This window comes from Janthinobacterium sp. GW456P, from assembly GCF_002127655.1.
Lineage (GTDB): Bacteria > Pseudomonadota > Gammaproteobacteria > Burkholderiales > Burkholderiaceae_D > Janthinobacterium.
Genome location: NZ_NEHB01000039.1, coordinates 33931 through 58834 on the forward strand (window position 1 = coordinate 33931; position 24904 = coordinate 58834).

The following is a 24904-nucleotide window of genomic DNA, read 5'->3' on the forward strand; positions in this document are numbered from 1 at the left end:
TTGCAAAGTTGGGGTCAGAACCGTAGGGACTGACCCCAAATTTATTATGATCGGAGTTGATCCATGTTTTTAACCCAGGAAATCATCCGCAAGAAGCGAGACAAGGGCGTGCTGAGCGCCGAGGAAATCCAGTTTTTCGTGCGCGGCATCACTGACGGCAGCGTCAGCGAAGGGCAGATCGCGGCGCTCGGCATGGCCGTCTATTTCAACGACATGAACATGGACGAGCGCGTGGCGTTCACCCTGGCCATGCGCGATTCCGGCCAGGTGCTGGACTGGCGCGCGCTGAACCTGCCGGGCCCCATCGTCGACAAGCATTCGACGGGCGGCGTGGGCGACGTCGTTTCCTTGCTGCTGGGCCCCATGGTCGCCGCATGCGGCGGCTACGTGCCGATGATCTCGGGCCGCGGCCTGGGCCACACGGGCGGCACCCTCGACAAGTTCGACGCCATTCCCGGCTATTGCACCGTGCCGGACAATGCATTGTTCCGCAAGGTGGTGCAGGAGATCGGCGTGGCCATCATCGGTCAGACGGCGCAGCTGGCGCCGGCCGACAAGCGTTTCTACAGCATCCGCGACGTCACCGCCACGGTGGAATCGGTGGCCATGATCACCGGCTCCATCCTGTCGAAGAAACTCTCGGCCGGCCTGGACGCGTTGGTGATGGACGTGAAAGTGGGCACCGGCGCCTTCATGCCGAGCTACGACAAGTCGGTGGAACTGGCCGAGAGCATCGTCGCCGTGGGCAATGGCGCGGGCATGCAGACATCGGCGATTCTGACGGACATGAACGAATCGCTGGCGCCGTATGCGGGCAATGCGCTGGAAGTACGCGGCGCCATGGACTACCTGACGGGCCGTTCGCGTCCCGCGCGCCTGCACGAAGTGACCCTGGCGCTGTGCGCCGAGATGCTGGTGCTGGGCGGCCTGGCCGCCACCGAAGCGGAGGCGCGCGTGAAATTGCTGGCGGCCCTCGATTCGGGCGCTGCGGCCGAGCGCTTTGCGCGCATGGTGTCTGCCCTGGGCGGCCCGGCGGATCTCGTTGAGCATCCTGATAAACACCTGGAACAGGCGCCGTTCGTCGTGCCGGCGCCAGCGCTCGCCGCCGGCTACGCCAACGTGCGCGATTGCCGCGCCATCGGCCTGGCAGTCGTGGCATTGGGCGGTGGCCGCCGCCGTCCGAGCGACAGCATCGATTTTGCCGTCGGCCTGACGGACCTCGTGGGCTTGGGCGAGCAAGTGGCTGTCGGCCAGCCGCTGGCCATGGTGCACGCGCGCACGGAAGCGGCGGCGCAGCAAGCCGTCAGGGAAATCCAGCAAGCGTATGCAATCAGCACGGTGGCGCTGGCGGCCAATCCGGTGATTTACCGTACCATTCGTTCGTAATTTAAATCTGGGGTCAGACCCCCGTTCGTGATAGCGCTGAGCTATGTGTCAGCGGTGTTGAGGGTCTGACCCCGGTAGTTGCCTAGCGTAGAAAGAATAAATGAACAACCAAGAACTGATCGCCGAAGCCAACGCCGGCCGCGAACTGGCTTACGCGCCATACTCGCGTTTCAAGGTGGGCGCGGCATTGCTGTGCAAGGATGGCCGCGTCTTCCGCGGCTGTAACGTGGAAAACGCCGCGTATGGCCTGTGCAACTGCGCCGAGCGCACGGCGTTTTTCAGCGCCATCGCGCATGGCTGCAAACCGGGCGACTTCGCCAAACTGGCCGTCACGGGCGACACGGCCGAGCCGATTTCGCCATGCGGCGCCTGCCGCCAGGTGATCTTCGAGATGGGCGGCGCCGACCTGCCCGTGATCCTGACGAACCTGAAAAACGATGTCATGGAAGTGACGGCGGGCTGGCTGCTGCCGCACGGCTTCGGCAATTCCGATCTGGACATGAAGTAACAGGATCCGCTTGAACAAGACGATTGACATCCAGGCCGCCGTGGCGATAGCCGCGGCCGAAGCCATGGCAGCGAAGACGCAGGGCACCTTTGGCGTGGGCGGCGTGCTGCTCGATGGCGCCGGCAACGTGCTGCAATCGATGCATAACAACGTCGTGCGCCAGGGGCTGGTGTTCGACCCGACGGCGCATGGCGAGCGCCAGCTGGTCGACTGGTATTTCGCCGAGCGGGCCAAGGGTACGCCCTTGCCGCCGCCGGGAGAACTGACCATCGTCACTTCGCTCGACCCCTGCTGCATGTGCACGGGCGCCATCCTGGCGTCAGGCTTCAACGTGGTGGTGGCCGCACCCGACGTCAAGGCGGGCATCAATTACGATGGAAGCGCCACGTTTACGGCCTTGCCGGCGCCGCTGCAGGCGCAGGCCGGCCGCAGCTTTTGCTATCCGGCCGTGCGCGGCGCCACCGAGTATGCGCGCCCCCCGTCCGGCGCCGCGCCCAAATCTTTTTTCATTGGCAAGAGCATCCACGAGGCGACGCAGGCACTGTGCTCGCTCGTGTTCGAAGCGACATCGGCGCAGGTGATGCAGCTGCTGAACGCCGGCGACGACGTGCTTCTGCGCGATCCGGCCGCCTTGCCGCCCGAGCATATCGTGGTGCGCGCCTTGCGCCGCCGCTATCCCGACGCCCTGACTTACCGCTGCGACCCGCACGCGCCCGGCGCGGGCCTGGCGCCATTTCTGCAGGCGGCCATGGAGCAGGACGCGCGCGATGGCGGCCAGGGCGATGCGGCCGCCTTGCTCGATTCCTTCGGCAACCTGTTGCTGTGCATGCCCGGCAAGTTGAGCCAGTCGGCCATCCGCACGCCGTTCATGGAGTGCACGCGCCAGTACGCGCAGCTGCGTTTTGAATTGATGGCGAATGCGGCGCCGGCGCTGCAGGAGGAAATCAAAAGCTACCTGGGCCACCCCAAGCACGGCACCTTCGTGCTGGCCACCGGCCCGGACGACAGCGCCGCCAGTTTCATGACCCTGGGCGCCTACGGCTCCACCATGGAAGGGGCGCTGCCGGAGAATAATCCCGCGCAGTTCCAGTATGTGCGCCCGGCCATGGCGCAAGACGCGCTGCTGGCGCTGTGCGAGTCGATGCCGCCGCTGTACCGCAAGCTGATATGCATCCGGCCGCGCCAGGTGGCGGACCAGGCGCTGATCCAGGCGCTAGGCTAGTCTAGGCGTCATCGTCCGGCAGGTTCTTCAGCAAGAAGTCGCGCACGTTTTCGCCGGCCACGCGGCGTATCTGCGCTTCCGACAGGCCCGCGTCGAGCAGCGCCTGCGTCAGTCGCGGCAAGCCCGTCGCGTCGATGGCCGTGGTGACGGCGCCGTCGAAGTCCGAACCATAGGCCACGTGTTCGGCGCCGATCAGCTTGACCGTGTACTTGATGGCGCGCGCGATGGAGGCCACGTCCTTGCCGCAGACGGCGGTATTCCAGAAGCCGATGCCCACCAGGCCGCCCTGGGCGGCGATGCGTTTCAGCTGGGCGTCGCTCAGGTTGCGCCCGTTGGCGCAGGTGCCGCGCACGCCCGTGTGCGACACCATCACGGGGCGTTTCGCCAAGGTCAGCACGTCGTCGATGGTGGCCGGCGAGGCGTGCGCCAGGTCGACGATCATCTTGCGCTGCTCCATGGCGCGCAGCCATTGCTTGCCCAGCGGCGTCAGGCCGCCTTTTTTCAAGCCGTGCTGGGAGCCGGACAGTTCCGTGTCGAAGAAATGCGTGGGCGCGGCCATGCGGTAGCCGGCCCGGTACAAGGTATCGAGATTGTCCAGCTTGCCTTCGAGCGCATGCGCGCCTTCCAGCGTCAGCCAGCCGGCCAGCAGGGCGGGGTCTTTTTCGCGCGCGGCGATGAAGCTGCGCAGCTGGGCGCGGCTGCCGATGACGCGCACCTGGCCATGGCTCTTGGCCGTTTGCTGGCGCAGTTCGTCGGCCTGGTAAGTTGCGCGCGCCAGCAGGCTGTTCCAGGTGGCGGGCGGCAAGCCTTGCGCCACCACCAGGGCCGTGATGTTGTCCGTGTCGCTGCCATTGCGCTCGATATTCATCTTGCGCGGCGTCTTGGTGACGACGGAAAAGGCTTGCAGCGCCACGTTGGCCCGCTGCAGGCGGGGAAAGTCGACGTGGCCGCGTTGGCTGTCGCGGTTCAGATCGCGTTGCCACAGCAAGCTGTCGGCGTGCAGGTCGGCGATCCACAGGCTCTGATGCAGGGCCACGGTGCCTGCCGACGGCGCCTTGCCGGACGGGGGATGAATGCGGTTGAGATGTTCGTCGACGAGGACGGGAGCGGACAGGAAACCGCCGATCAGCGCAAGGCTGGCGGCGGTGAGGGTGCTGATAATCATTGTTCTCCGTTTTACCATGGATCGTAGGTGCCCAGGCTCCAGATGTGGCCTTCCGGGTCGCGGCAGGTAAAGCCCCGTCCGCCGTAATCTTCATCCTTGATGTCGAGCACAATCTCGGCGCCGGCTTCGCGCGCGCTGCGGTAGACGGCGTCGGCGTCGTTGACGACCAGGTAGCAGTTTTGCGTGTTGGCGCCGCCGATGTCGCCAGGCAGCTTCATCAGGCGGCCATAGTCGCTGTCGAGGGCGGGTGCCACCATGACCATGCCATTGCCAAAGCTCAGTTGCGCATGGGCGACGCCACCATTGCCGTCAGGCACGATCAATTGTTTTTCAAAACCGAGCGCTTTGCACAGCCATTCGATGGCGGCGGGCGCGTCGCGGTAGCGCAGGCAGGGAATGGTCGTATTTGTTGTGTTTTTTGCTATCGTGGTCATCAGAAAACTCCTATGGCTGAGGGGGAGTAGCTTCGATCATGGATACTGCGTGGCGTTCCGTATCAAATCCCTCCATTTGGATGGTTTTGATGCCCGTCAGTGCCGCGCCCATCCATAGTGCCATAGAACCATCATTGCACTCTTGCCACGACGCAAATTTTTATTGCGGCGAATGCTGCGAGCCCGACGCTTTCTGATCTGCGCCGGCATCGTCGTTGTTGCTTGCCCATCTCAGCAGCATGACGAGGGCAAACAGCATGATGGCCAGCGGCAAGATGGTGATCAGGAACGCCAGGCCCAGGCAGCAGACCAGCAGCATGGGCCAGGACATGGCGCGCAGGGCGGCCATCCCTTGGCGCGCGTAAGCGCACAGCTCGTTCCAGAAAGCGCTGAAGGAAGTGCTGCCTGGTGCCGAATTGATGTCTTTCATGCCGTTCTCCTGTCGTGTGGGTGCCGCTGCCGTATGCATGCTGGCAATGAAACCACTATAGGCAAATCCTTGCTGCCGGGTATGGCGTATGCGACGAATGGCAGGAATGACGGACCGAACGGCGACAGGCAACGACAAACGGTTATTCGAATACCTTCAGTTTCAGCTGGAAACTGAGGGCGCCGTACAGGCGGTCCTTGTAGGACGGCACGATGGCGATATTCACGCCCACGCGCTGGTATTCATAGCTGATGGTGGGCACCAGGGCAGGGAACCAGCCGCCATCGCGCATCTTCGGATAGCCGCTGAAGCCGCCAACGACGGCGCCGATGCGCAGCGGGCCCACCTTGATCGGCTGGTAGTACACGCCCAGGTAATTCGAGTAGGCGCGGTCGCTATTGTAGAAACGGCCGGCCGTGACCGACGCGACCGTGGAGAAGCGGTATTCGGCGCCCAGGCCCGGATTGCTGTCGTTTAGGTTCTTGTCGCGCTGAAAGTGATATGAATAAAATCCCGCGTTGAGCCAGGTTTCGCTGAGCGGCTGGTTGTCGATCATGTTAAACACATCGGCGTGTGCGCCGCAGGCATATGCCAGCATCAGTGCGCCTAGGGACAATCGTTTCATACGTGCTTCATCCTTATGATTTCATACTCTGTGGACTCGCCTGGTCTGGCGCTGCCGCGATCGTATCACCAAGTTGGCTGCGCTTCTAAGCAATATTGAAAGTGCAGAACAGACGGCTGTTTGCCCGTCTGTTTTCAGCGTCATCCAGATGGCTAGGGCGTTCTCCGGGCAGCCTCCGGGGAGGAATTTCAATTTGGCAACTATGTTTTCATTATTGTTACTAAAGTTGTTGGTTTGCGACATATCAAAGCTGATGGATATGATATTCTGGCGTCAAGTTAATTTTCTTTTTAGAAATAAAATGTCAATCATGCCTAAATCATCATTCGTTCTCGTTTTGTCGACCGTGTTTGCCGCCGGCGCCGCGCAAGCCGGTGTTGTCGATTTGGGCATCGGTGGCGCCAATTTGTATTCCCTCAGCAACTTCAGCGCGAGCGGCAGCGATGTCGAAGGCGGCGTGCTGGTTGCCGGTAACTTGTCGGCATCGAGCTATTCGATCAATGACAAGAACAAGGATGCCTACGTCACGCATGGCAACACCGGCTATGCGCTGGTGGTTGGCGGCAACCTGAACTACAGCTCCGGCTCGATCAAGAACGGCAACTACTTCGTGGGCGGCAGCACGACGACGAGCAGCGTGGGCCTGAACACGGCAAGCAAGACGACGACGTCGCCCGTGTCGTTCGCCACGACGTCGGCGCAGCTGAAAAACACCTCGACCTCGCTGGCCAAAGTGGCGTCCACGGGCAGCAGTTCCGTGGCCTACGGCGGCATGACCCTGAAGGGCGGTACGGGCAATGTGCAAGTGTTCGACCTGACTTCCGCGGCGCTGGACTCGGTGAACAACTTCAAGTTCAGCAATCTGCACACGAACGACACCCTGATCCTCAATATCAGCGGCAAGGACGTGAACCTGAGCGGCGGCTACGGCGGTTTCAGCAAATACAATGTGCTGTACAACTTCTATGAAGCGCAAACCATCACCTTGAACGGCGTGGGCCTGTACGGCAGCGTCCTGGCGCCGCTGGCGACCCTGGCTGGCGGCAATGGCCAGATCAACGGCAGCGTGGTGGTGGGGAACTGGGCCTCGAACATCCAGGTCAATGCGAACCATTATTTCAACCCTACCAACGTGGCCGGTTATGTGTCGGCCGTGCCGGAACCGGAAACCTATGCGATGCTGCTGGCAGGCCTGGGCATGATCGGCTTCATGGCGCGCCGCCGCAAGAACAGGACGGCTGCGTAAGCGTTCGCGCTGTTCAGAAAACCGCCTGTCGAGGCGGTTTTTTTTCGTCTGCCGGCGGCATGGCCACCGCCGCCAGCACCATGTGCGCGATCAGGGTTTCCGCATCCTCGTAATCCTTGCGCGTGAGCTGCTTGCGCTCCAGCACCAGGGCCATCTGCGCCGAAAAATCCGCATACGATTGCGTCATGGCCCAGATGGCGAACATCAGGTGCGTGGCGTTGACGGGCGCGATCCTGCCTGCCGCGATCCAGGCTTCGAAGACGGCGATATCCTTGCGCAGCAGGGGCACGACCCGGTCGCGTATCTGCGCGCCATACAGGGGCGCGCCATTGATCACTTCCAGCGCATACACGCGCGAAGCCCATGGCTGTTCGCGTGAAAAACGCAGCTTGGCGCCGATATACGCGCGCAGCACGTCGCACGGCTCGTCGTGCGCATTGGCCAGCATGTCCATGCGCGCCAGCCAGTCGTCGAGCACGTCGTCGAGCACGCGCTGGTACAGCAGCTGCTTGGAAGGGAAGTAATACATCAGGTTCTGCTTCGACAGGCCGGCCCGCTCGGCGATGGTGGCGATTGACGCGCCCTCATAGCCGCATTCGGCGAACGCGCGCACGGCTTGCTCCAGGATGTCCGCTTCCAGGCGGTCGCGGTTTTGCAAACGCCGGCCGCCGGCATTTTTTACGGGAAGGGCAGGGGATTTGTCGCTGGCCATGGCGGTTTCTTTAGCGTGGGCGTATCGATTGCAGGAAGGCTTGCAGCACGGGGGTATCGGTGTAGGCCACGTTGAAGCGGAACCACACCGTCTCGGGCGCGCGCAGCATGAAAAATTCGTTCGGCGACAGCAGGATGCCCGCCTTCAAGGCCATGTCGGCGATGATCTTGCCATTCCATTCCGGCGTTTGCACGTCGGGCCAGCCGGCGCTGACGAACATGCCGCCACGCGGACGCGCCACGGGCGCCATGCCCGCCTGCGCCAGGCAGTCGATGCTGCGCTCGCGGGCCGCATCGAGCTGCGCCACCAGCCGTTCGACCATGCGCTTGTAGGGGCGCGCGGAGATGGCGTGGTAGACGGCGCGCTCGTTGATTTCCGACGTCGTCAGTCCCGCCAGCATTTTTACGCGCACCAGTTCCGCCACCAGCGGCGGCGAGCCGCAAATCGATCCCACGCGCAGCACGGGCGACAGGGTCTTGGAAAAACTGCCCACGCGGATCACGCGGCGCAAGCCGTCCATCGCCGCCAGCGACGCTTCGCCGCGCGCCGCCAGTTCGCGGTAGATATCGTCTTCCACCAGCCAGAAATCGAATTGCTCGGCCAGCGCCAGCAGGCGGTGCGCCTGCGCCTGGCTCAAGGAAGTACCGAGCGGATTTTGCAGCACCGTGTTGACGAACATCAGTTTCGGCTGCGTGCGCGCGGCTTCAACGGCCAGCGCATCGAGATCGAGGCCCGCCTCGCCACGCTTGACGCCGACGGGGATGCAGCCGTGGTGGCGGATTAGCGACTGCAGGTTGCTGTAGCCGGGGTCTTCCACCAGCACCGTGTCGCCCGGCTTGGTCAGGCTGCGCAGGATCAGGTCGAATGCATGCGTGGCGCCGTGCGTCAGCAGAACCTGGTCCGGCTCCACCTGGAACAGCTCTTCCGACAGGCTGCTTGCCAGGTGCTGGCGCAGCGAAGGAAAACCCAGCGGATGGCCGTAGCCGCGCAGCCGGCTGGCGGGAATGCGCATGGCCTGGCGCACGGCGTCGAGCACCGTCGCTTCGCCATACATCTCGGGCGGCAGCCAGCCCGCGCCCACGGGCAGTGCGTCGGACACCCCTGAATACAGGTCGGGCGTGAGGGCGTCGATGGCGGCGGGGCTGGCAAGGGTGTTGGCAATGAGCGCCGCCTGCGGCGAGGCGGCGATATCGTGGCGCGCGACGAAGTAGCCGGAGCCGCGGCGCGATGACAGCAGGCCCAGGTTGACCAGGCGGTCATACGATTCGACGACGGTAAAGGTCGACACCCCATTGCAGCGGGCGAACTGGCGCACGGACGGCATGCGCGTGCCGATGCGCAGGGCGCGGCTGCCCACCATGACGCTGATGGCGATGACGATCTGTTCGACGAGGCCGCCCTTTTTCTGGCGGTCGATGTCGAGCACGGGCCAGCCGCTGGCGTTACCTTCGCCCTCGTCCTGCTTCACGTTGTGTGTCACCGGTGGCTCCATATGCTGCCTTGCACAAAACTGTAGTGGTTTTTCGACCTGTACGGTTGGGATACTTTGCCGTTTGTGTATCTGTGCCATTGGGGATGGCCTGTCTATTATTACATCAGATTTTTGCCAACTGGTAAATTATTTTACGCTTCGTCAAAAACGATCCTGGCGCCGCGCCAGCCCATCCCAAGGAGAAGGTCATGAACGAAACAAGGCCGGAATCGATGTCGGCATTCTGGATGCCGTTTACGAATAACCGCGATTTCAAGGCCCATCCGCGCCTGCTGGTGTCGGCCGAAGGCATGTACTACAAGGACGTCGATGGCAACGCCATCCTCGATGGCACGGCCGGGCTGTGGTGCGTGCCGTGCGGCCATGCGCAGCCGAAGATCGTCGGCGCCATCCGCGAGATGGTGGGGCAGCTCGACTTCGCGCCCACTTTCCAGATGGGCCATCCGGCCGCCTTCGACCTGGCGGAAAAACTGATGGATTACACGGGGCATAAATTTGGCCACGTGTTCTATACCAACTCCGGTTCCGAAGCAGTGGACACGGCCTTGAAGATCGCGCTGGCGTATCACCGGGCACGCGGCGAGGGCGCGCGCACGCGCCTGATCGGCCGCGAACGCGGCTACCACGGCGTGGGTTTCGGCGGCATTTCCGTGGGCGGCATCGGCGGCAACCGCAAGACCTTCGGCCCGCTGCTGCCGGGCGTGGACCATTTGCCGCACACGCACAACCTGGAGCAGAACGCCTACACGGTGGGCGAGCCCGAATACGGCACTCACCTGGCCGATGAACTGGAACGCATCGTCGCCCTGCACGACGCCTCGACGATCGCCGCCGTCATCGTCGAACCGGTGGCCGGCTCCACGGGCGTGCTGATTCCGCCGAAAGGCTATCTGAAACGCTTGCGCGAACTGTGCACCAAGCACGGCATCCTCTTGATCTTCGATGAAGTCATCACGGGTTTCGGCCGCATGACGACGCCGTTCGCCGCCGACTATTTCGACGTCGAGCCTGACCTGATGACGACGGCCAAGGGCCTGACCAACGGCATGGTGCCGATGGGCGCCGTCTTCAGCAAACAATACATCCACGACGCCTTCATGGATGCGCCGCCGGGCATCGAACTGTTCCACGGCTATACCTATTCCGGCCACCCGCTCGCCTGCGCCGCCTCGCTGGCCACCTTGCAGGTGTTCGAGGAGCAGGACATCCTCGGCCACGCGAAAGCGATGCAGGCGTATTGGAGCGACGCCGTGCATTCCCTGAAGGGCTTGCCGCACGTGATCGACCTGCGCAGCATCGGCCTGATCGCCGGCATCGAACTCGCTCCCATCGCGGGCAAGCCGGGCACGCGCGCCTTCAACGCCTTCAAGCAGGCCTTTGCCGACGGCGTGCTGATACGCACGACGGGCGACATCATCGCGCTGTCGCCACCGCTGGTGCTGGAAAAACAGCATGTCGACGAGCTGTTTGGCAAGCTGGCCAAGGTACTCAAAAATCTCGACTAAGGAACACCATGAACGATCTCGATACCATCACCCACTTCATCAACGGCGCCAAAGTCGACACCCGAAGCGGCCGCTACGGCGACGTGTATAACCCTGCCCTGGGCGAACCGGTCGCCCGGGTGGCGCTGGGCACCGTGGAAGACGTGGACGCTGCCGTGCAGGCGGCTGCCGCCGCCTTTCCCGCGTGGTCGGCCACGCCGCCGCTGACGCGCGCCAGGGTCCTGTTCCGCTATCTGCAGCTGTGCCAGCAGCACACGGACGAATTTGCCGCCATGCTCACGCGCGAGCATGGCAAGACCTTTGCCGATGCGCAGGGTGAAGTGGCGCGCGGCATCGAGATGGTGGAATTTGCCGTCGGCATACCGCAATTGCTGAAGGGCGAATTCACGGACCAGATTTCGCGCGGCATCGACGCCTGGTCCATGCGCCAGGCGCTCGGCGTGGTGGCCGGCATCACGCCTTTTAACTTTCCCGTGATGGTGCCGATGTGGATGTTCCCGGTGGCGATTGCCTGCGGCAATACCTTCGTCTTGAAACCGTCCGAGCGCGATCCGTCCGCCTCTTTGCTGCATGCAAAACTGCTGAAAGAAGCGGGCTTGCCCGACGGCGTCTTCAACGTGGTACAGGGCGATAAAGTGACGGTCGACGCCTTGCTCGACCACCCCGTGGTGCAGGCGATCAGCTTTGTCGGCTCCACGCCGATCGCCGAATACATCTATGCGCGCGGCAGCGCCAGCGGCAAGCGCGTGCAAGCCCTGGGCGGCGCGAAAAACCACATGGTCGTGATGCCCGACGCGGACATGAACATGACGGTCGACGCGCTGATCGGCGCGGCCTACGGATCGGCGGGCGAGCGTTGCATGGCCATCTCGGTGGTGGTGGCCGTGGGCGATGCGGGCGACAAGTTGATCGACGCACTCGCAACGCGCACGACTGCACTGAAAGTGCGCGACGGCATGGAAGATGGTGCGGAAATGGGCCCCGTCGTGTCCTTGGCCGCCAAGCAGCGGATCGAAAAACTGATCGCCTCGGGCGTGGAGCAGGGCGCCACCTTGGTCGTCGATGGCCGCAACCACGTGGTGCCGGGCCGCGAGAACGGTTTCTTCGTCGGCGGTACCTTGTTTGACCATGTGACGCGCGACATGAGCATCTACAAGGAAGAAATTTTCGGCCCCGTGCTGTGCGTGCTGCGGTGTCCTGACGTGGTGCACGCGGTGGAACTGATCAACGCCAACGAGTATGGCAACGGCGTGGCCATCTATACGCGCGACGGCGGCGTGGCGCGCGAATTCGTGCGTCAGATCCAGGTCGGCATGGTGGGCGTCAACGTGCCCTTGCCCGTGCCGATGGCCTTCAACAGTTTCGGCGGCTGGAAGCGCAGCATGTTCGGCGACCACCACGCGTATGGCCCCGAGGGCGTGCGTTTCTACACGCGCCACAAGGCCGTGATGCAGCGCTGGCCGAATACGGCAAGCGCTGGTGTGGAATTTGCTTTTCCCCAGATGAAGTAAGGGTTTCAAATTACAAGCCGGCCGCACATAACAAGAGGAATACGCGATGATCGAGTCTTTGAACTATTTGCCGCATCCCGCCCTGCCCAACGAGGAACTGGCGGGCCACTTCACGGACCTGGCGCCGCCCCTGACGGGGCGCCAGGCCGCCATCGAAAGCGCCCGCTGCCTGTACTGCTACGACGCGCCGTGCAGCCGCATCTGTCCGTCGGAAATCGACGTGGCCAGCTTCATCCGCAATATCCACGAGAAGAACATCAATGGCGCCGCCGCCGGCATCCTGAAACAGAACATCCTGGGCGGCAGCTGCGCCCGCGTCTGCCCGACGGAAATCCTGTGCGAAGACGTCTGCGTGCGCAACCACGACGGGGAAGGCCAGCCCGTCAAGATTGGCCTGTTGCAGCGCTATGCCGTCGATCATGCACATTTTGCGGCGCATCCATTCCGGCGCGCGGCCGCCACCGGCAAGACCGTCGCCGTCGTCGGCGCAGGACCGGCGGGACTGTCGTGCGCGCACCGCCTGGCCATGCTGGGCCACGACGTGGTGATCTTTGAAAAAGAAGGCAAGGCGGGCGGCCTGAATGAATACGGCATCGCCAGGTACAAGCTGACGGACGATTTCGCGCAAAAGGAAATCGACTTCCTGCTGGGCATCGGCGGCATCACGATCCGATGTAGTCAGGTGCTGGGTGGGAATGTGCAGCTGCGCGACCTGCACGCGCAGTACGACGCCGTCTTCCTGGGCCTGGGCTTGGGTGCCAGCCGCAAGCTGGGCTTGACGGGCGAGGATGCGCCGGGCTTGCTGGCCGCCGTCGACTACATCGCCGCGCTGCGCCAGGCGGACGACCTGGCCGCGCTGCCCGTGCCGAAACGGGCGATCGTGATTGGCGCCGGCAATACGGCCATCGACATGGCCGTGCAGATCCAGCGCCTGGGCGCCGAGGAAGTCACGCTCGTGTACCGGCGCGGTTCCGACGCCATGACGGCCACCCACCATGAGCAGGAGATCGCCAAGGCGAACCAGGTGCGCATGCTGACGTGGGCCCAGCCGCAGCAGGTGCTGCTCGATACTGCCGGCAAGGTGGCCGGCATGCGCTTCGAGAAGACGCAGATGCAGGGCACGCGCCTCGCGGGCAGCGGCGAAACGTTCGACGTGGCGGCAGACGCCATCTTCAAGGCCATCGGCCAGAGCCTCGATGCGCAGGTGCTGCATGACCCGATGGCATCCTTGTTGCGGCGCGAAGGCGACAAGATCGCCGTCGACGCGCTCTTTCGCACGGTGCTGCCGGGGGTCTACGCGGGCGGCGACTGCGTGGCGCCGGGGCAGGACTTGACGGTGCAAGCCGTCCAGCATGGCAAGCTGGCCGCACTGGCCATCCATTCCGATTTGTTGAATAAAGTGGAGGCTGCATAATGGCTGATCTCAGCATCGAATTTTGCGGCATCAAGGCGCCGAACCCGTTCTGGCTGGCGTCCGCGCCGCCGACCGACAAGGCGTATAACGTGGTGCGCGCCTTCGAGGCGGGGTGGGGCGGCGTCGTGTGGAAGACGCTCGGTGAAGACCCTGCCGCCGTCAACGTCTCGTCGCGCTATTCCGCTCTGTACGGCAAGAACCGCGAAGTGGTCGGTTTCAATAACATCGAGCTGATCACCGACCGCTCTTTGGCAATCAACCTGCGCGAAATCACGCAGGTGAAAAAGGACTGGCCCGACCGCGCCATGATCGTCTCCCTGATGCTGCCCTGCGAAGAGCACTACTGGGCCGACATCCTGCCCAAGGTCGAGGCGACGGGGGCGGACGGCATCGAGCTCAATTTCGGCTGCCCGCACGGCATGCCGGAGCGGGGCATGGGCGCGGCCGTGGGCCAGGTGCCCGAGTATGTGCAGATGGTCACTGCCTGGTGCAAGAAACACAGCCGCTTGCCCGTCATTGTCAAGCTCACGCCCAACATCACGGACGTGCGCATGCCGGCGCGCGCGGCCAAGGCGGGCGGCGCTGATGCCGTCTCGCTGATCAATACCATCAATTCGATTACCTCGCTGGACCTGGACCGCATGGTGGCCCTGCCGATTGTCGGTGGCGCCAGCACCCACGGCGGCTATTGCGGGTCTGCCGTCAAACCGATTGCACTCAACATGGTGGCGGAAATCGCCCGCGATCCGCAGACGCGGGGCTTGCCCATTTCCGGCATCGGCGGCATCGGCAACTGGCGCGACGCGGCGGAATTCCTCGCCCTGGGCGCCGGCTGCGTGCAGGTGTGCACGGCCGCCATGCTGCATGGTTTTCGCATCGTCGACGAGATGAAGGATGGCCTGTCGCGCTGGATGGATGAAAAGGGCTATGCGCGCATCAGCGACTTTTCCGGCAAGGCCGTGGCCAACACGACGGACTGGAAATACCTGGACATGAATTACCAGGTCATCGCGCAGATCAACCAGGACGACTGCATCAAATGCGGCAAGTGCTACGTGGCTTGCGAAGACACGTCGCACCAGTCGATTGCGCAACTGATCGACGACGCCGGCACGCGCACGTATGAGGTGATCAAGGAGGAATGCGTGGGCTGCAACCTGTGCGAAATCACCTGTCCGGTGCAGGGCTGCATCACGATGGTGCCGCAAGCAACGGGCAAGCCATACATGAACTGGACGCAGGATCCGCGCAACCCTCGGGCAGTGGCGGAGTCGGCATAGGGCACGTTTTTTGCGTGCGCATATTTTATAAACGGTTGCCCAACTTTGCAGTAAGCTAGGCCGCAGCCGTTTGTAAAACGCCCAACCTCCCAACCGATGGAGCAACCCTGTGAACCACGACTATTCTGGCAATACGCAACTCTGGAATGAAGACCTTGCGCCCACCACGGCGGCGCAACGCACCTGGCGCTGGTACCACTTCGCCGCGCTGTGGGTCGGCATGGTGATGTGCATTCCCGCCTACACCCTGTCGGCCAGCCTGATCGACAGCGGCATGTCCGGTTACCAGGCCGTGCTCACGGTGTTTCTCGCCAACGCCATCGTGCTCCTGCCCATGCTGCTGATCGGCCATGCGGGCACCAAGTACGGCATCCCGTATGCGGTGCTGGCGCGAGCCTCGTTCGGCACCATGGGCGCGCGCCTGCCGGCACTGATGCGCGCCATCGTCGCCTGCGGCTGGTACGGCATCCAGACCTGGTTCGGCGGGCAGATGATCTACACGCTGATGGGCGTGCTGATGGGGCATGAACTGGGCGGTGAGAAGATCGCGGGCCTGGGCATCAACGGCAGCCAGCTGCTGTGCTTCCTGGCTTTCTGGGCCATCCAGTTCTATTACATCCTGCATGGCATGGAATCGATCCGCAAGCTCGAAACCTATACGGCGCCCCTGAAAATCCTGATCTGCTTCGTGCTGCTGTACTGGGTGCACAGCAAGGCGGGCGGCGTGGCCAGCTTGCTGGACCAGCCATCGCAGTTCATCCCCGGCGGCAAAAAGGCGGGCCAGTTCTGGAGCGTCTTCTGGCCATCGCTGACGGCCATGGTGGGCTTCTGGGCCACCCTGGCCTTGAACATTCCCGACTTCACGCGCTTCGCCAAGACGCAGCGCGACCAGATCGTGGGGCAGTCCGTCGGCTTGCCCGTGCCCATGGGTTTGCTCGCCATGCTGGCCGTGATCGTCACCGCCGGTTCCGTCGTCATGTACGGCAAGGCCATCTGGGACCCCGTCGACCTGGCCAGCCGCATGACGGGCGCCGCCGTGCTGATCGCCCTGATCATCCTGCTGATCGACACGGTCAGCGTCAACCTGGCGGCCAACCTGGTGGGGCCGGCCTACGACTTTTCCTCGCTGGCGCCGAAGCAGATTTCATACAAGATGGGCGGCTACATTACGGCCTTCATCGCCATCGTCATGATGCCGTGGAAGGTTCTCGAATCGACGCAGGGCTATATCTTTACGTGGCTGATCGGCTATTCGGCCCTGCTGGGTCCCATCGCCGGCATCCTCATCGTCGACTATTATTTCGTGCGCAAGACGCAGCTCGACGTCAGGCAGCTGTACCGCGACGACGGCGTCTATTCGTATGGCGGCGGCTGGAACATGGCGGCGCTGATCGCCTTTTTCATCGCCGTGCTGCCGAACATCCCGGGCTTTTTGAACGCGGCCTTTCCCACGGCGTTTCCCGGCGTGGCCGAAGGCTTTAAAACCATCTATACCTACGCCTGGTTCGTGGGCGTGGCCATCGCCGCCGTCGTGTACGGCGTCATGATGAAGGGCAAGGCCGTGGCGCACGTGCAGCAGGCGCCGCAGTTGTAATCACTGAGGAGACAAGATGACTACACTGATACGTGGCGGTACCGTCGTCAACGCCGATCGCGCGTTTCGCGCCGATGTGCTGATCGAGGGCGGCACGATCGCCGCCGTCGGCGAGAACCTGGCCGCGCCGGCCAGCGCCACCGTGATCGACGCGGGCGGCCTGTACGTGATGCCGGGCGGGATAGACACGCACACGCACATGAACCTCCCTTTCATGGGCACCGTGACGGCCGACGATTTTTTCACGGGCACGGCGGCGGGCCTGGCGGGCGGCACCACCACCATCATGGATTTCGTCATTCCCGCGCCGAAGCAGTCGCTGATCGAGGCGTATCACCAGTGGCGCGAGTGGTCGGCCAAAGCGGCCGGCGACTACACCTTCCACGTGGCGATCACCTGGTGGAGCGAGCAGGTGCATGAAGAAATGGGCGTGCTGGTGCGCGAGCATGGCGTGAACAGCTTCAAGCACTTCATGGCCTATAAAAACGCCATCATGGCCGACGATGAAACCCTGGTGAAAAGCTTTACCCGCTCGCTGGAACTGGGCGCGCTGCCCACCGTGCATGCGGAAAACGGCGAGCTGGTTTTCCAGTTGCAGCAAGCCTTGCTGAAGAAGGGCATCACCGGGCCGCAGGCGCACCCGCTGTCGCGCCCACCGGCCGTGGAAGCGGAGGCGGCCAACCGCGCCATCGCGATTGCCAACGTTTTGAATACTCCCGTGTATATCGTGCACGTCTCGTGCGCCGAGTCACTGGACGCCATCACGCGGGCGCGCGCCAACGGCCAGCGCGTGTATGGCGAAGCGCTGGCGGGTCATCTGGTGATCGACGACAGCGTCTACCAGAGCGACGATTTCGATTATGTCGCGGGCCACGTCATGAGCCCGCCGTTCCGCAGCAAGCACCATCAATCGGCCCTGTGGCACGGCCTGCAAAGCGGCAATCTGCACACGACGGCCACCGACCACTGCACCTTTTGCGCCGAGCAGAAGGCGGCCGGAAAACAGGATTTCACGCGCATCCCGAACGGCTGCGGCGGCGTCGAGGAACGCATGGCCGTCGTATGGGATGCGGGCGTCAATTCCGGCATGCTGACACCGTCCGAATTCGTCAAGGTGTCATCGACCAATGCGGCGCAGATCTTCAATATGTATCCGCGCAAGGGCGTCATCGCCGCGGGCAGCGATGCCGATATCGTGCTGTGGGACCCGCAGGGCACGCGCACCATTTCCGCCGCCACGCAGTTCGCCAAGGGAGGCTTCAACGTCTTCGAAGGGCGCACCGTGCGCGGCATTCCCAGCACCACGATTGCCGCCGGCAAGGTGGTGTTCCACCAGGGCGAACTGATGGCCGTCGAAGGGGCGGGGCGCTATATCGAACGGCCCGCCTTTTCCGCCATCACCGCATAAGGAGTTACGATGGATGCATTGCGTATCAACGGCGAACGCTTGTGGGCAGCGCTGATGGAACTGGCGCGGATCGGCGCGACAGCCAAGGGCGGCGTCAAGCGCCTGGCCCTGACGGACCTCGACAAGGAAGGCCGCGACCTGGTGGTGCGCTGGGGCCGCGAAGCGGGCATGAGCATCACCATCGACCAGATCGGCAACGTCTTCATGCGCCGCGACGGCACGGACAATAGCTTGCCACCCGTGATGACAGGCAGCCATATCGACACCCAGCCCACGGGCGGCAAGTTCGATGGCAATTACGGCGTGCTGGCCGGCCTGGAGGTGGTGCGCACCCTGAACGATTTACAGATCAAGACGCGGGCACCCATCGAGGTGGCCTTCTGGACCAATGAAGAGGGTTCGCGCTTCGTGCCCGTGATGATGGGTTCCGGCGTCTTCTGCGGCGCCTTTTCGCTCGAAACGGCCTATGCGGCGAAAGACACGGAGGGAAAAACGGTAGGCGAGGAACTGGCGCGCATCGGATACAAGGGTGAGCAGGTACCGGGCGATCATCCGATCGGCGCCTATTTTGAAACGCATATCGAGCAGGGTCCCGTGCTGGAAGACGCCGACAAGGTGATCGGCGTGGTGCCGGCCGTGATGGGCCTGTCCTGGTACGACTGCGTGGTGACGGGCATGGAAGCGCATGCGGGTCCCACGCCCATGGGCTTGCGCAAGGATGCGCTGCAGGTGGCCACCACCATCATGCAGGAAGTCGTGGCGATCGCCAACCGCTACCCGCCGTATGGGCGCGGCACGGTGGGCATGGTGCAGGTGTTCCCCAACAGCCGCAACGTGATCCCGGGCGAAGTCAAATTCAGCATCGACCTGCGCAACGTGAACGATGCACTGCTCAACACCATGCATGGCGAGATCACGGCCTTCATCGACGCCACGCGCGAAAAAACAGGCTTGGGCATTTCACTGGAAAGAGTCTCTTATTACCCGCCATGCCCGTTCCACCCCGATTGCGTGGGCGCCGTGCGCAACGCGACTGAAAAACTCGGCTACTCCGTGATGGACGTGGTCTCGGGCGCCGGCCATGATGCCATCTATGCGGCCCGGCTGGCGCCGGCTGGCATGATCTTCGTGCCGTGCAAGGACGGCATCAGCCACAATGAAATCGAGGACGCCAAGCCCGAGCACCTGGCAGCGGGCTGCAATGTGCTGCTGCACGCGATGCTGGAACGGGCCGTGGCGGTGTAAGCTCAGGGCTTGGGCTGGAAGCCGCGCAAAAACGCCAGCAGCGCGCGCGCCGCGATGTCGGCGTCGTCCGCCGTCATGGTTTCCAGCGGATTGTGGCTGATGCCGCCATTGCCGCAGCGGGTAAACAGCATGGCCACGTCGGTGATGGCGGCCATGGCCATGGCGTCGTGGCCGGCGCCCGACAGCAACGCATGCGGTTCGATGCCGACCGATTCCACGGCCTGCGCCAGTTGCGCCATCAGCCAGGGCGCGCACGGCGCCGCGCGCGCCGACAGCAGCAGTTCCAGCTGGTAGTCGATCTGGCGCCGCGCGCAGATGGCGGCGATGCCATCCAAAATATCGTCGACGGCTGCCTGGCGTACCGTGTCGCTGGCCGCGCGGATATCGAGCGACAGGGTGCAGGCGCCGGCGATCACGTTGACGGAGCCGTTGGGCACCTGCAGCTGGCCCACGGTGCCCACCAGTGCCTCGCCCTGGTTGCAGCGCTGCTCCACCAGCAGGATGATTTCGGCGGCCGCGCTGGCCGCGTCCTTGCGCATGGTCATGGGCGTGGTGCCCGCGTGGCTGGCCACGCCGCCAAGATTGACCAGGTAGCGCGAGCTGCCGGCGATCGCCGTGACGATGCCCAGCGGCAGGTCGCGCTCGAGCAGCACGGGACCCTGTTCGATATGCACTTCCACATAGCCGAGCAAGTCGGCCGGGTCGCGCGCGATGGCGCCGATGGCGCTGGCCTCGTGGCCGGCGGCGGCCAGCGCCTCGCGCATGCTCACGCCGTCCGCGTCACGCTGCTCCAGCAGCGACACGTCGAACTTGCCCGTGACGGCCGTGCTGCCCAAAAACGTGCTCTTGAAGCGCACGCCTTCCTCTTCCGCGAAGCCGACGACCTCGAAATGAAACGGCAGCTTTTCGCCCCGTTCATGCAGGTGGCGCACGACGGCGATCGGCAGCACGATGCCGAGGCGGCCATCGTACTTGCCGCCGTTGCGCACCGTGTCGTAATGCGATCCCGTCATCAGGGTTTTTGCGCCCGGCGTGTCGGACAGGTAGCGCCCGACGACATTGCCGACGGCGTCGATGTGTACCTGCATGCCCGCGTCCCGCATCCAGTCGGCCAGCTGCGCGGCCGTTTGCCGGTGCGCCGGCGTCAGATAGGCGCAGGTCAGGTTGTAATCGCTGTCGCTCCAGCCGGCCAGGGTTTCCGCCTGCTGCATGATGACCGGGCCGAAGTCCAGGCGCACGTCGAACAGGTCGTTCAGGCGCAGCTCGGCGATGCGCTTGATCTGCCGCAGCGATTCGGCCAGTTCATCGGCGTGGCGGKTTTTCAGGCGGCGCGCAAAGGTGGCGATGATGTCCTGGCGCGTCAAGCCTTCGCCCGTCGGGCCCTTGACGGCCAGGATGAAGGGAAAGCCGAACTTGGCGTTGTAGTCGCTGTTGAGGCGCTGCAGGGTGGAAAATTCCTCGGCGCTGCACAGGTTCAGGCCGGACTTGGCCTGTTCCCGCGTCGATTCCGCCGTCAACTGCCCGGCGATGGCGGCCTTGCCGGCCAGTTCCGGGTGGGCGCGGATCAGCCCCAGCTGCTCTTCGGGCGAGGCTTGCGCCAGCACGCGCTGCAGTTCCGTCTTGAGTGCCGTCTGGCTGGCAAACGGCCGGGCGGGGGCCGCGCGCTGGGCGATCCAGGGCGAGTGTTCGTAGATGCCGTGCAGCTGCGCGATAAAATCGGCCTGGCTGCCGGCGTTCAGGTCTGAAAGGGTGGTCATGGTTTTCCGATCATGCAAGCGGTGATGATAGCGCCCCGTTCCTGCGTTCATTATATGCGCGCGCTGATAGCGGCTATCGCAGCACCAGCGCCTTGGCCGCCGCGCTGACCTGGTCGCGCAGCCATTTGTGTTCGGGCGCCTGGTGCACGCGCTGGTGCCACAGCTGGTAAAAGCGCATCGGCGGGAACTTCAAGGGCACGGTGTAGGTTTTCAGCGGCAAGGTCTTTTCATAGAAGCGCATGAACTGGCGGCCTGTGGTGAGCACCAGGTCCGTCTGCGTCAGCATGTAGGGAATCAGGCCGAAATACGCCGATTCCACCACCACGTTGCGCTGCAGGTTTTGCCGCTCCAGGAAGGAGTCGATCACGCCGTGGTAGCCGGGCATCATCTGCGATGGCGCCACGTGTGGCAGGCTCAGATAGTCGTCGAGGGTCATGGCGTCGCTGGCCGTGCGGCGCGCATAGGCGTTTTCCGCATGCATGGCGCAGATGATGGGGTCTTCGAACAGTTTCGAGATGTGCAGATGCGCGGGCGGCTCGTCCCAGTTGGCGATGACCAGGTCCAGGCCTCCGTCGGAAAGCTGGCGGATATGGTCGATGCCCGGCCCCAGGCTATGCAGCACGACGCGGCTTTTCGGCGAGCCGCGGCGCAGCAGGGCCACCACATTGGGCAGGAACTGGCTGTCCAGGTAGTCGGGCGCGGCGATATGGAAGGTGCGCGCCTCTTCCTGCGCCACGAACGGCGTTTTCTTGACGAACAGGCTCTCCGTCTGGTCGAGGATGCGCTTGGCCGGATTGAGCAGGCTTTCGCCATGCTGGGTCGGCACCATGCCGCGCGCGCCGCGCACGAGCAGCGGGTCGCCCGTCAGTTCGCGCAGCTTGCGCAGCGAGGCGGAAATCGAGGGCTGCGGCTGATTGAGTTTCAGTGCCACGCGCGAGACATTCTTTTCCACCAGCAGCAGGTAGAGGATGCGGATCAGGTGCAGGTCGAGGTGTTGCGGCAGGCTGGACATGTGGCGGCGGCTTTGTTGTATATCGATTTGAATATGTCAAATATACGATATTTTTCATGTGATGGGCGGTAAATCCGTTTATCTTGTGTAGATTGGCACGAATATTGGTTCGGTCTGACTAGAGGAAATTTATGGAAGTATTTGCCTACCTGATCCCGTACGGCCTTGAGTGGCTGAACCTGATCGTCCGCTGGCTGCATGTCATCACGGGCATCGCCTGGATCGGTGCTTCCTTTTATTTCGTCTGGCTCGACAACTCGATCCGCCCGCCCGCGCCCGGCTCCGAGCTGGCGAAGAAGGGCGTGTCGGGGGAATTGTGGGCCGTGCATGGCGGCGGCTTCTACAACCCGCAAAAATACCTGGTGGCGCCCGCCGAACTGCCGAAGGAACTGCACTGGTTCAAGTGGGAAGCGTATTCCACCTGGCTGTCCGGCTTTGCGCTGCTGACCATCGCCTACTATTTCAATGCGCAGGCCATGATGATCGACAAGTCCGTGATGGAGCTGTCCAGCGGCCAGGCCGTCGGCATCGGCATCGCCACCCTCGTCATCGGCTGGACCGTGTACGACCTGCTGTGCCGCTCGAAGCTGGCGCAATATGAACTGTGGTTCGGCGTGACGGTGTTCGCGCTGATCGTCGGCGCCGCGTATGTGCTCACGCATTTGCTCAGCGGGCGCGCCGCCTACATCCACGTGGGCGCCATGATCGGCACCATCATGGTGGCCAATGTGCTGATGCTGATCATTCCCGGCCAGCGCAAGATGGTCGAGGCCATGGCCGCCGGCAAGCTGCCCGACCCGAAGCACGGTCTGAAGGCCAAGCAGCGCAGCGTGCATAACAATTATTTCACGTTACCCGTGCTGTTCATCATGATCAGCAACCACTACGCGATGACCTACCGCAACGACCACGCCTGGCTGGTGCTGGCGCTGATCATGGCGGCCGGCGTCTTCATCCGCCACTTCTTCAACCTGCGCCACAAGGGACGTGTCGAGTGGCGTTATCCTGCCATCGGCGTGGCCTTGCTGGTGGCCGTGGCCGTGGCCATCGCGCCGAAAGCGCCCGTGGCCTTGGCGGCCGCGCCGGCGGTGGACCCTGCGGCGCAGTTCAAGAGCGTGCATGCCATCATCGCCCAGCGCTGCGCCACCTGCCATTCGGCGCATCCCACGCAGCCGGGCTTCGCCACGGCGCCGGCCGGCATGATGCTGGATAATGAGACGCAAATCCGCCAGCACGCGGCGCAAATCTACAAGCAGGCCATCGAGCTCAAAGCCATGCCGATCGGTAACCTGACCAATATGACGGAGGCCGAGCGCAGCGAATTGGGCGCCTGGCTGCAACAGACCATGCAAGGAGCAAAATGACGACGCACGCAGAAAGAATCACGGCCTGGATCGACGCGCACTTCGACGAGGAGATCGCCTTCTTACAGCAGGTGGTGCGGCAGCCGACGGATACGCCGCCAGGCAATAACGCGCCGCATGCGGACCTGGTGGCGCAGCTGCTGCAGGCGTATGGCTGGAACGCCGAAAAGCACGCCGTGCCGGCCGACCAGGTCGAGGCGTACGGCATGCAGAGCATCACCAACCTGATCGTGCGCCGGCCATATGCGGCGGGCGGGCCGACGGTGGCCCTGAATGCGCATGGCGACGTGGTGCCGCCCGGCGACAACTGGACGTATCCGCCATACGGCGGCCAGATCGACGGCGGCTATATCTACGGCCGCGCGACGGCCGTCTCGAAGGGCGATTTCGCCACCTATGTGTTTGCCGCGCGCGCGCTCGAAGCGCTGGGCATTCCCCTGAAGGGCCAGCTGGAACTGCACTTTACCTATGACGAGGAATTCGGCGGCTTGCTGGGGCCGGGCTGGCTGCTGGAACAGCAATTGACCAAGCCCGATTTCGTCATCGCCGCCGGTTTCAGCTACGGCATCGTCACGGCGCACAACGCCTGCCTGCAGCTGGAAATCACCGTGCACGGCAAGTCCGGCCACGGTTCCATGCCGGAGACGGGGCACGATGCGCTGCAGGCGGCCAACAAGATCCTCAATGCCATCTATGGTCAGCTGCCGGAACTGAAGAAGATCAAATCGAAAGTGGCCGGCATCGACTCGCCCACCATGCTGGTGGGGCGCATCGACGGCGGCACGAATACGAATGTCGTGCCGGGAAAAGTCGTCATGAAGATGGACCGCCGCATGATCCCGGAGGAAGACCCGGTGGCGGTGGAAGCGCAGGTGCGCGCCCTGATCGAGGACGCCGTGCGCGGCGAGCCCGGCATCCGTATCGAGATCCGCCGCCTGCTGCTGTCGCACGCATTGCGCCCCTTGCCCGGCTCCGAGCAGCTGGTCGGCAGCCTGCAAAAGAATGCGCAAGCCATCCTTGGCGAGACGATACCCGCCATCGGCACGCCGCTGTACGCGGATGCGCGCCTGTATGGCGAACGGGGCATCCCGGCCGTGCTGTATGGCGCCGGCCCGCGCACGGTGCCCGAATCGAACGCGAAGAAGGCCGACGAGCGCCTGGCGCTGGACGACTTGCGCAAGGCCAGCAAGATCGTCGCACTGACTTTGCTCGACTTCCTGGGCGCTTGAGGAGGTAGCGGCTACGCCGCCCGCATCCGGTAAGATGCATGCCTGGAAAATCGCGGAGGCAGCATGGAGTTGACTGGCAATAGAACGATAAGGGAACTGGCGTTTGACCTGGCCGCCGGCCGCATCACCAGCGTGGCACTGACGCAGCAGATGCTGGCGCGCGCCGAGGCGCACCGTGCGCAGGGTGGCCATGCGTATGTCAGCCTCGATGGCGAACGGGCGCTGCTGGAAGCGCGCGCCAGCGATGCGGCGCGCGCGGCCTGCATCGTAGCCTCGCCACTGGCCGGCGTGCCCATCTCGATCAAGGACCTGTTCGACGTCAAGGGACAGGTCAGCAGCGCCGCCTCGCTGGCGCTGGCCGGCGC

22 protein-coding genes are annotated in these 24904 nt (G+C 63.7%); 14 read left to right on the plus strand and 8 right to left on the minus strand.

The features are described 5' to 3' along the window. Positions 1-63: 63 nt before the first annotated feature. The 3 genes from deoA to CBW66_RS25640 all read left to right on the plus strand — a co-directional run bounded on the left by deoA (position 64) and on the right by CBW66_RS25640 (position 3116). A complete protein-coding gene (gene deoA / locus CBW66_RS25630; RefSeq protein WP_086140172.1) occupies positions 64-1386 on the plus strand; it encodes a thymidine phosphorylase in 1323 nt (440 codons plus the stop codon). Positions 1387-1486: 100 nt separating this feature from the next. Further along, the gene (locus CBW66_RS25635; protein WP_034754695.1) at positions 1487-1894 is read left to right on the plus strand and encodes a cytidine deaminase; all 408 of its coding nucleotides are present in this window, start codon (positions 1487-1489) and stop codon (positions 1892-1894) included. A gap of 4 nt (positions 1895-1898) precedes the next feature. Beyond that, positions 1899-3116, plus strand: a complete 1218-nt coding sequence (locus tag CBW66_RS25640) for a nucleoside deaminase (RefSeq protein WP_170933030.1) — start codon at positions 1899-1901, stop codon at positions 3114-3116. A 1-nt stretch (position 3117) separates the two neighbouring features. On the opposite strand, the gene CBW66_RS25645 is transcribed toward CBW66_RS25640, so the two are convergent. The 4 genes from CBW66_RS25645 to CBW66_RS25660 all read right to left on the minus strand — a co-directional run bounded on the left by CBW66_RS25645 (position 3118) and on the right by CBW66_RS25660 (position 5770). Next, complete coding sequence (locus CBW66_RS25645; RefSeq protein ID WP_086140174.1) at positions 3118-4281, minus strand: dipeptidase; 1164 nt, start codon at positions 4279-4281, stop codon at positions 3118-3120. A gap of 11 nt (positions 4282-4292) precedes the next feature. Continuing rightward, positions 4293-4715 (minus strand): VOC family protein, encoded by a 423-nt coding sequence (locus CBW66_RS25650; RefSeq protein WP_086140175.1) that lies wholly within the window; start codon positions 4713-4715, stop codon positions 4293-4295. A gap of 160 nt (positions 4716-4875) precedes the next feature. Next, positions 4876-5145, minus strand: a complete 270-nt coding sequence (locus tag CBW66_RS25655; protein WP_086140176.1) for a hypothetical protein — start codon at positions 5143-5145, stop codon at positions 4876-4878. Between the two features lie 142 nt (positions 5146-5287). Continuing rightward, complete coding sequence (locus CBW66_RS25660; RefSeq protein WP_034754565.1) at positions 5288-5770, minus strand: hypothetical protein; 483 nt, start codon at positions 5768-5770, stop codon at positions 5288-5290. Positions 5771-6080: 310 nt separating this feature from the next. On the opposite strand from CBW66_RS25660, the gene CBW66_RS25665 reads away from it, so the two are divergent. Then, positions 6081-7016 (plus strand): choice-of-anchor A family protein, encoded by a 936-nt coding sequence (locus CBW66_RS25665; RefSeq protein ID WP_170933029.1) that lies wholly within the window; start codon positions 6081-6083, stop codon positions 7014-7016. A gap of 13 nt (positions 7017-7029) precedes the next feature. On the opposite strand, the gene CBW66_RS25670 is transcribed toward CBW66_RS25665, so the two are convergent. Both CBW66_RS25670 and CBW66_RS25675 read right to left on the minus strand, forming a co-directional pair. Then, positions 7030-7728 carry a TetR/AcrR family transcriptional regulator gene (locus CBW66_RS25670; RefSeq protein WP_086140179.1) on the minus strand — a complete coding sequence of 233 codons (699 nt, stop codon included), beginning with the start codon at positions 7726-7728 and terminating at the stop codon, positions 7030-7032. Between the two features lie 10 nt (positions 7729-7738). Further along, the gene (locus tag CBW66_RS25675; RefSeq protein ID WP_230492370.1) at positions 7739-9208 is read right to left on the minus strand and encodes a PLP-dependent aminotransferase family protein; all 1470 of its coding nucleotides are present in this window, start codon (positions 9206-9208) and stop codon (positions 7739-7741) included. A 200-nt stretch (positions 9209-9408) separates the two neighbouring features. Here CBW66_RS25675 and CBW66_RS25680 point away from each other — a divergent pair, with 200 nt between their 5' ends. The 7 genes from CBW66_RS25680 (at position 9409) to CBW66_RS25710 (ending at position 19177) form a co-directional block, all read left to right on the plus strand. After that, positions 9409-10725 carry an aspartate aminotransferase family protein gene (locus CBW66_RS25680; protein ID WP_086140181.1) on the plus strand — a complete coding sequence of 439 codons (1317 nt, stop codon included), beginning with the start codon at positions 9409-9411 and terminating at the stop codon, positions 10723-10725. 8 nt (positions 10726-10733) lie between these two features. After that, a complete protein-coding gene (locus tag CBW66_RS25685; RefSeq protein WP_086140182.1) occupies positions 10734-12236 on the plus strand; it encodes a CoA-acylating methylmalonate-semialdehyde dehydrogenase in 1503 nt (500 codons plus the stop codon). Between the two features lie 46 nt (positions 12237-12282). Beyond that, entirely contained in the window at positions 12283-13650 is a 1368-nt protein-coding gene (locus CBW66_RS25690) for an NAD(P)-dependent oxidoreductase (protein ID WP_086140183.1), read from the plus strand. Then, positions 13650-14930 carry an NAD-dependent dihydropyrimidine dehydrogenase subunit PreA gene (gene preA / locus CBW66_RS25695; RefSeq protein ID WP_205701190.1) on the plus strand — a complete coding sequence of 427 codons (1281 nt, stop codon included), beginning with the start codon at positions 13650-13652 and terminating at the stop codon, positions 14928-14930. Before CBW66_RS25690 ends, preA begins: the two co-directional genes overlap by 1 nt. Before the next feature lie 109 nt (positions 14931-15039). Then, the gene (locus tag CBW66_RS25700) at positions 15040-16524 is read left to right on the plus strand and encodes an NCS1 family nucleobase:cation symporter-1 (protein WP_086140185.1); all 1485 of its coding nucleotides are present in this window, start codon (positions 15040-15042) and stop codon (positions 16522-16524) included. Between the two features lie 16 nt (positions 16525-16540). Further along, complete coding sequence (hydA, locus tag CBW66_RS25705) at positions 16541-17932, plus strand: dihydropyrimidinase (protein ID WP_086140186.1); 1392 nt, start codon at positions 16541-16543, stop codon at positions 17930-17932. 9 nt (positions 17933-17941) lie between these two features. After that, the gene (locus tag CBW66_RS25710) at positions 17942-19177 is read left to right on the plus strand and encodes a Zn-dependent hydrolase (protein ID WP_086140187.1); all 1236 of its coding nucleotides are present in this window, start codon (positions 17942-17944) and stop codon (positions 19175-19177) included. A 2-nt stretch (positions 19178-19179) separates the two neighbouring features. Here the strand turns inward: CBW66_RS25710 and CBW66_RS25715 are convergent, their stop codons facing one another. Together CBW66_RS25715 and CBW66_RS25720 are read right to left on the minus strand one after the other, a co-directional pair. Then, positions 19180-20934, minus strand: a complete 1755-nt coding sequence (locus CBW66_RS25715; protein ID WP_086153685.1) for an allantoate amidohydrolase — start codon at positions 20932-20934, stop codon at positions 19180-19182. A 73-nt stretch (positions 20935-21007) separates the two neighbouring features. Further along, on the minus strand, positions 21008-21946 hold the full coding sequence (locus tag CBW66_RS25720) for a LysR family transcriptional regulator (RefSeq protein ID WP_086140189.1): 939 nt from the start codon (positions 21944-21946) through the stop codon (positions 21008-21010). Between the two features lie 131 nt (positions 21947-22077). Between CBW66_RS25720 and CBW66_RS25725 the strand changes: the two genes are divergently transcribed. The 3 genes from CBW66_RS25725 to CBW66_RS25735 all read left to right on the plus strand — a co-directional run. Beyond that, complete coding sequence (locus CBW66_RS25725; RefSeq protein WP_086140190.1) at positions 22078-23310, plus strand: urate hydroxylase PuuD; 1233 nt, start codon at positions 22078-22080, stop codon at positions 23308-23310. Then, a complete protein-coding gene (locus CBW66_RS25730; RefSeq protein ID WP_086140191.1) occupies positions 23307-24539 on the plus strand; it encodes a M20/M25/M40 family metallo-hydrolase in 1233 nt (410 codons plus the stop codon). The genes CBW66_RS25725 and CBW66_RS25730 overlap by 4 nt, the downstream gene beginning before the upstream one ends. Positions 24540-24602: 63 nt before the next feature. After that, positions 24603-24904: amidase family protein (locus CBW66_RS25735; RefSeq protein ID WP_253251349.1), on the plus strand; the 302-nt coding region annotated here is incomplete at its 3' end.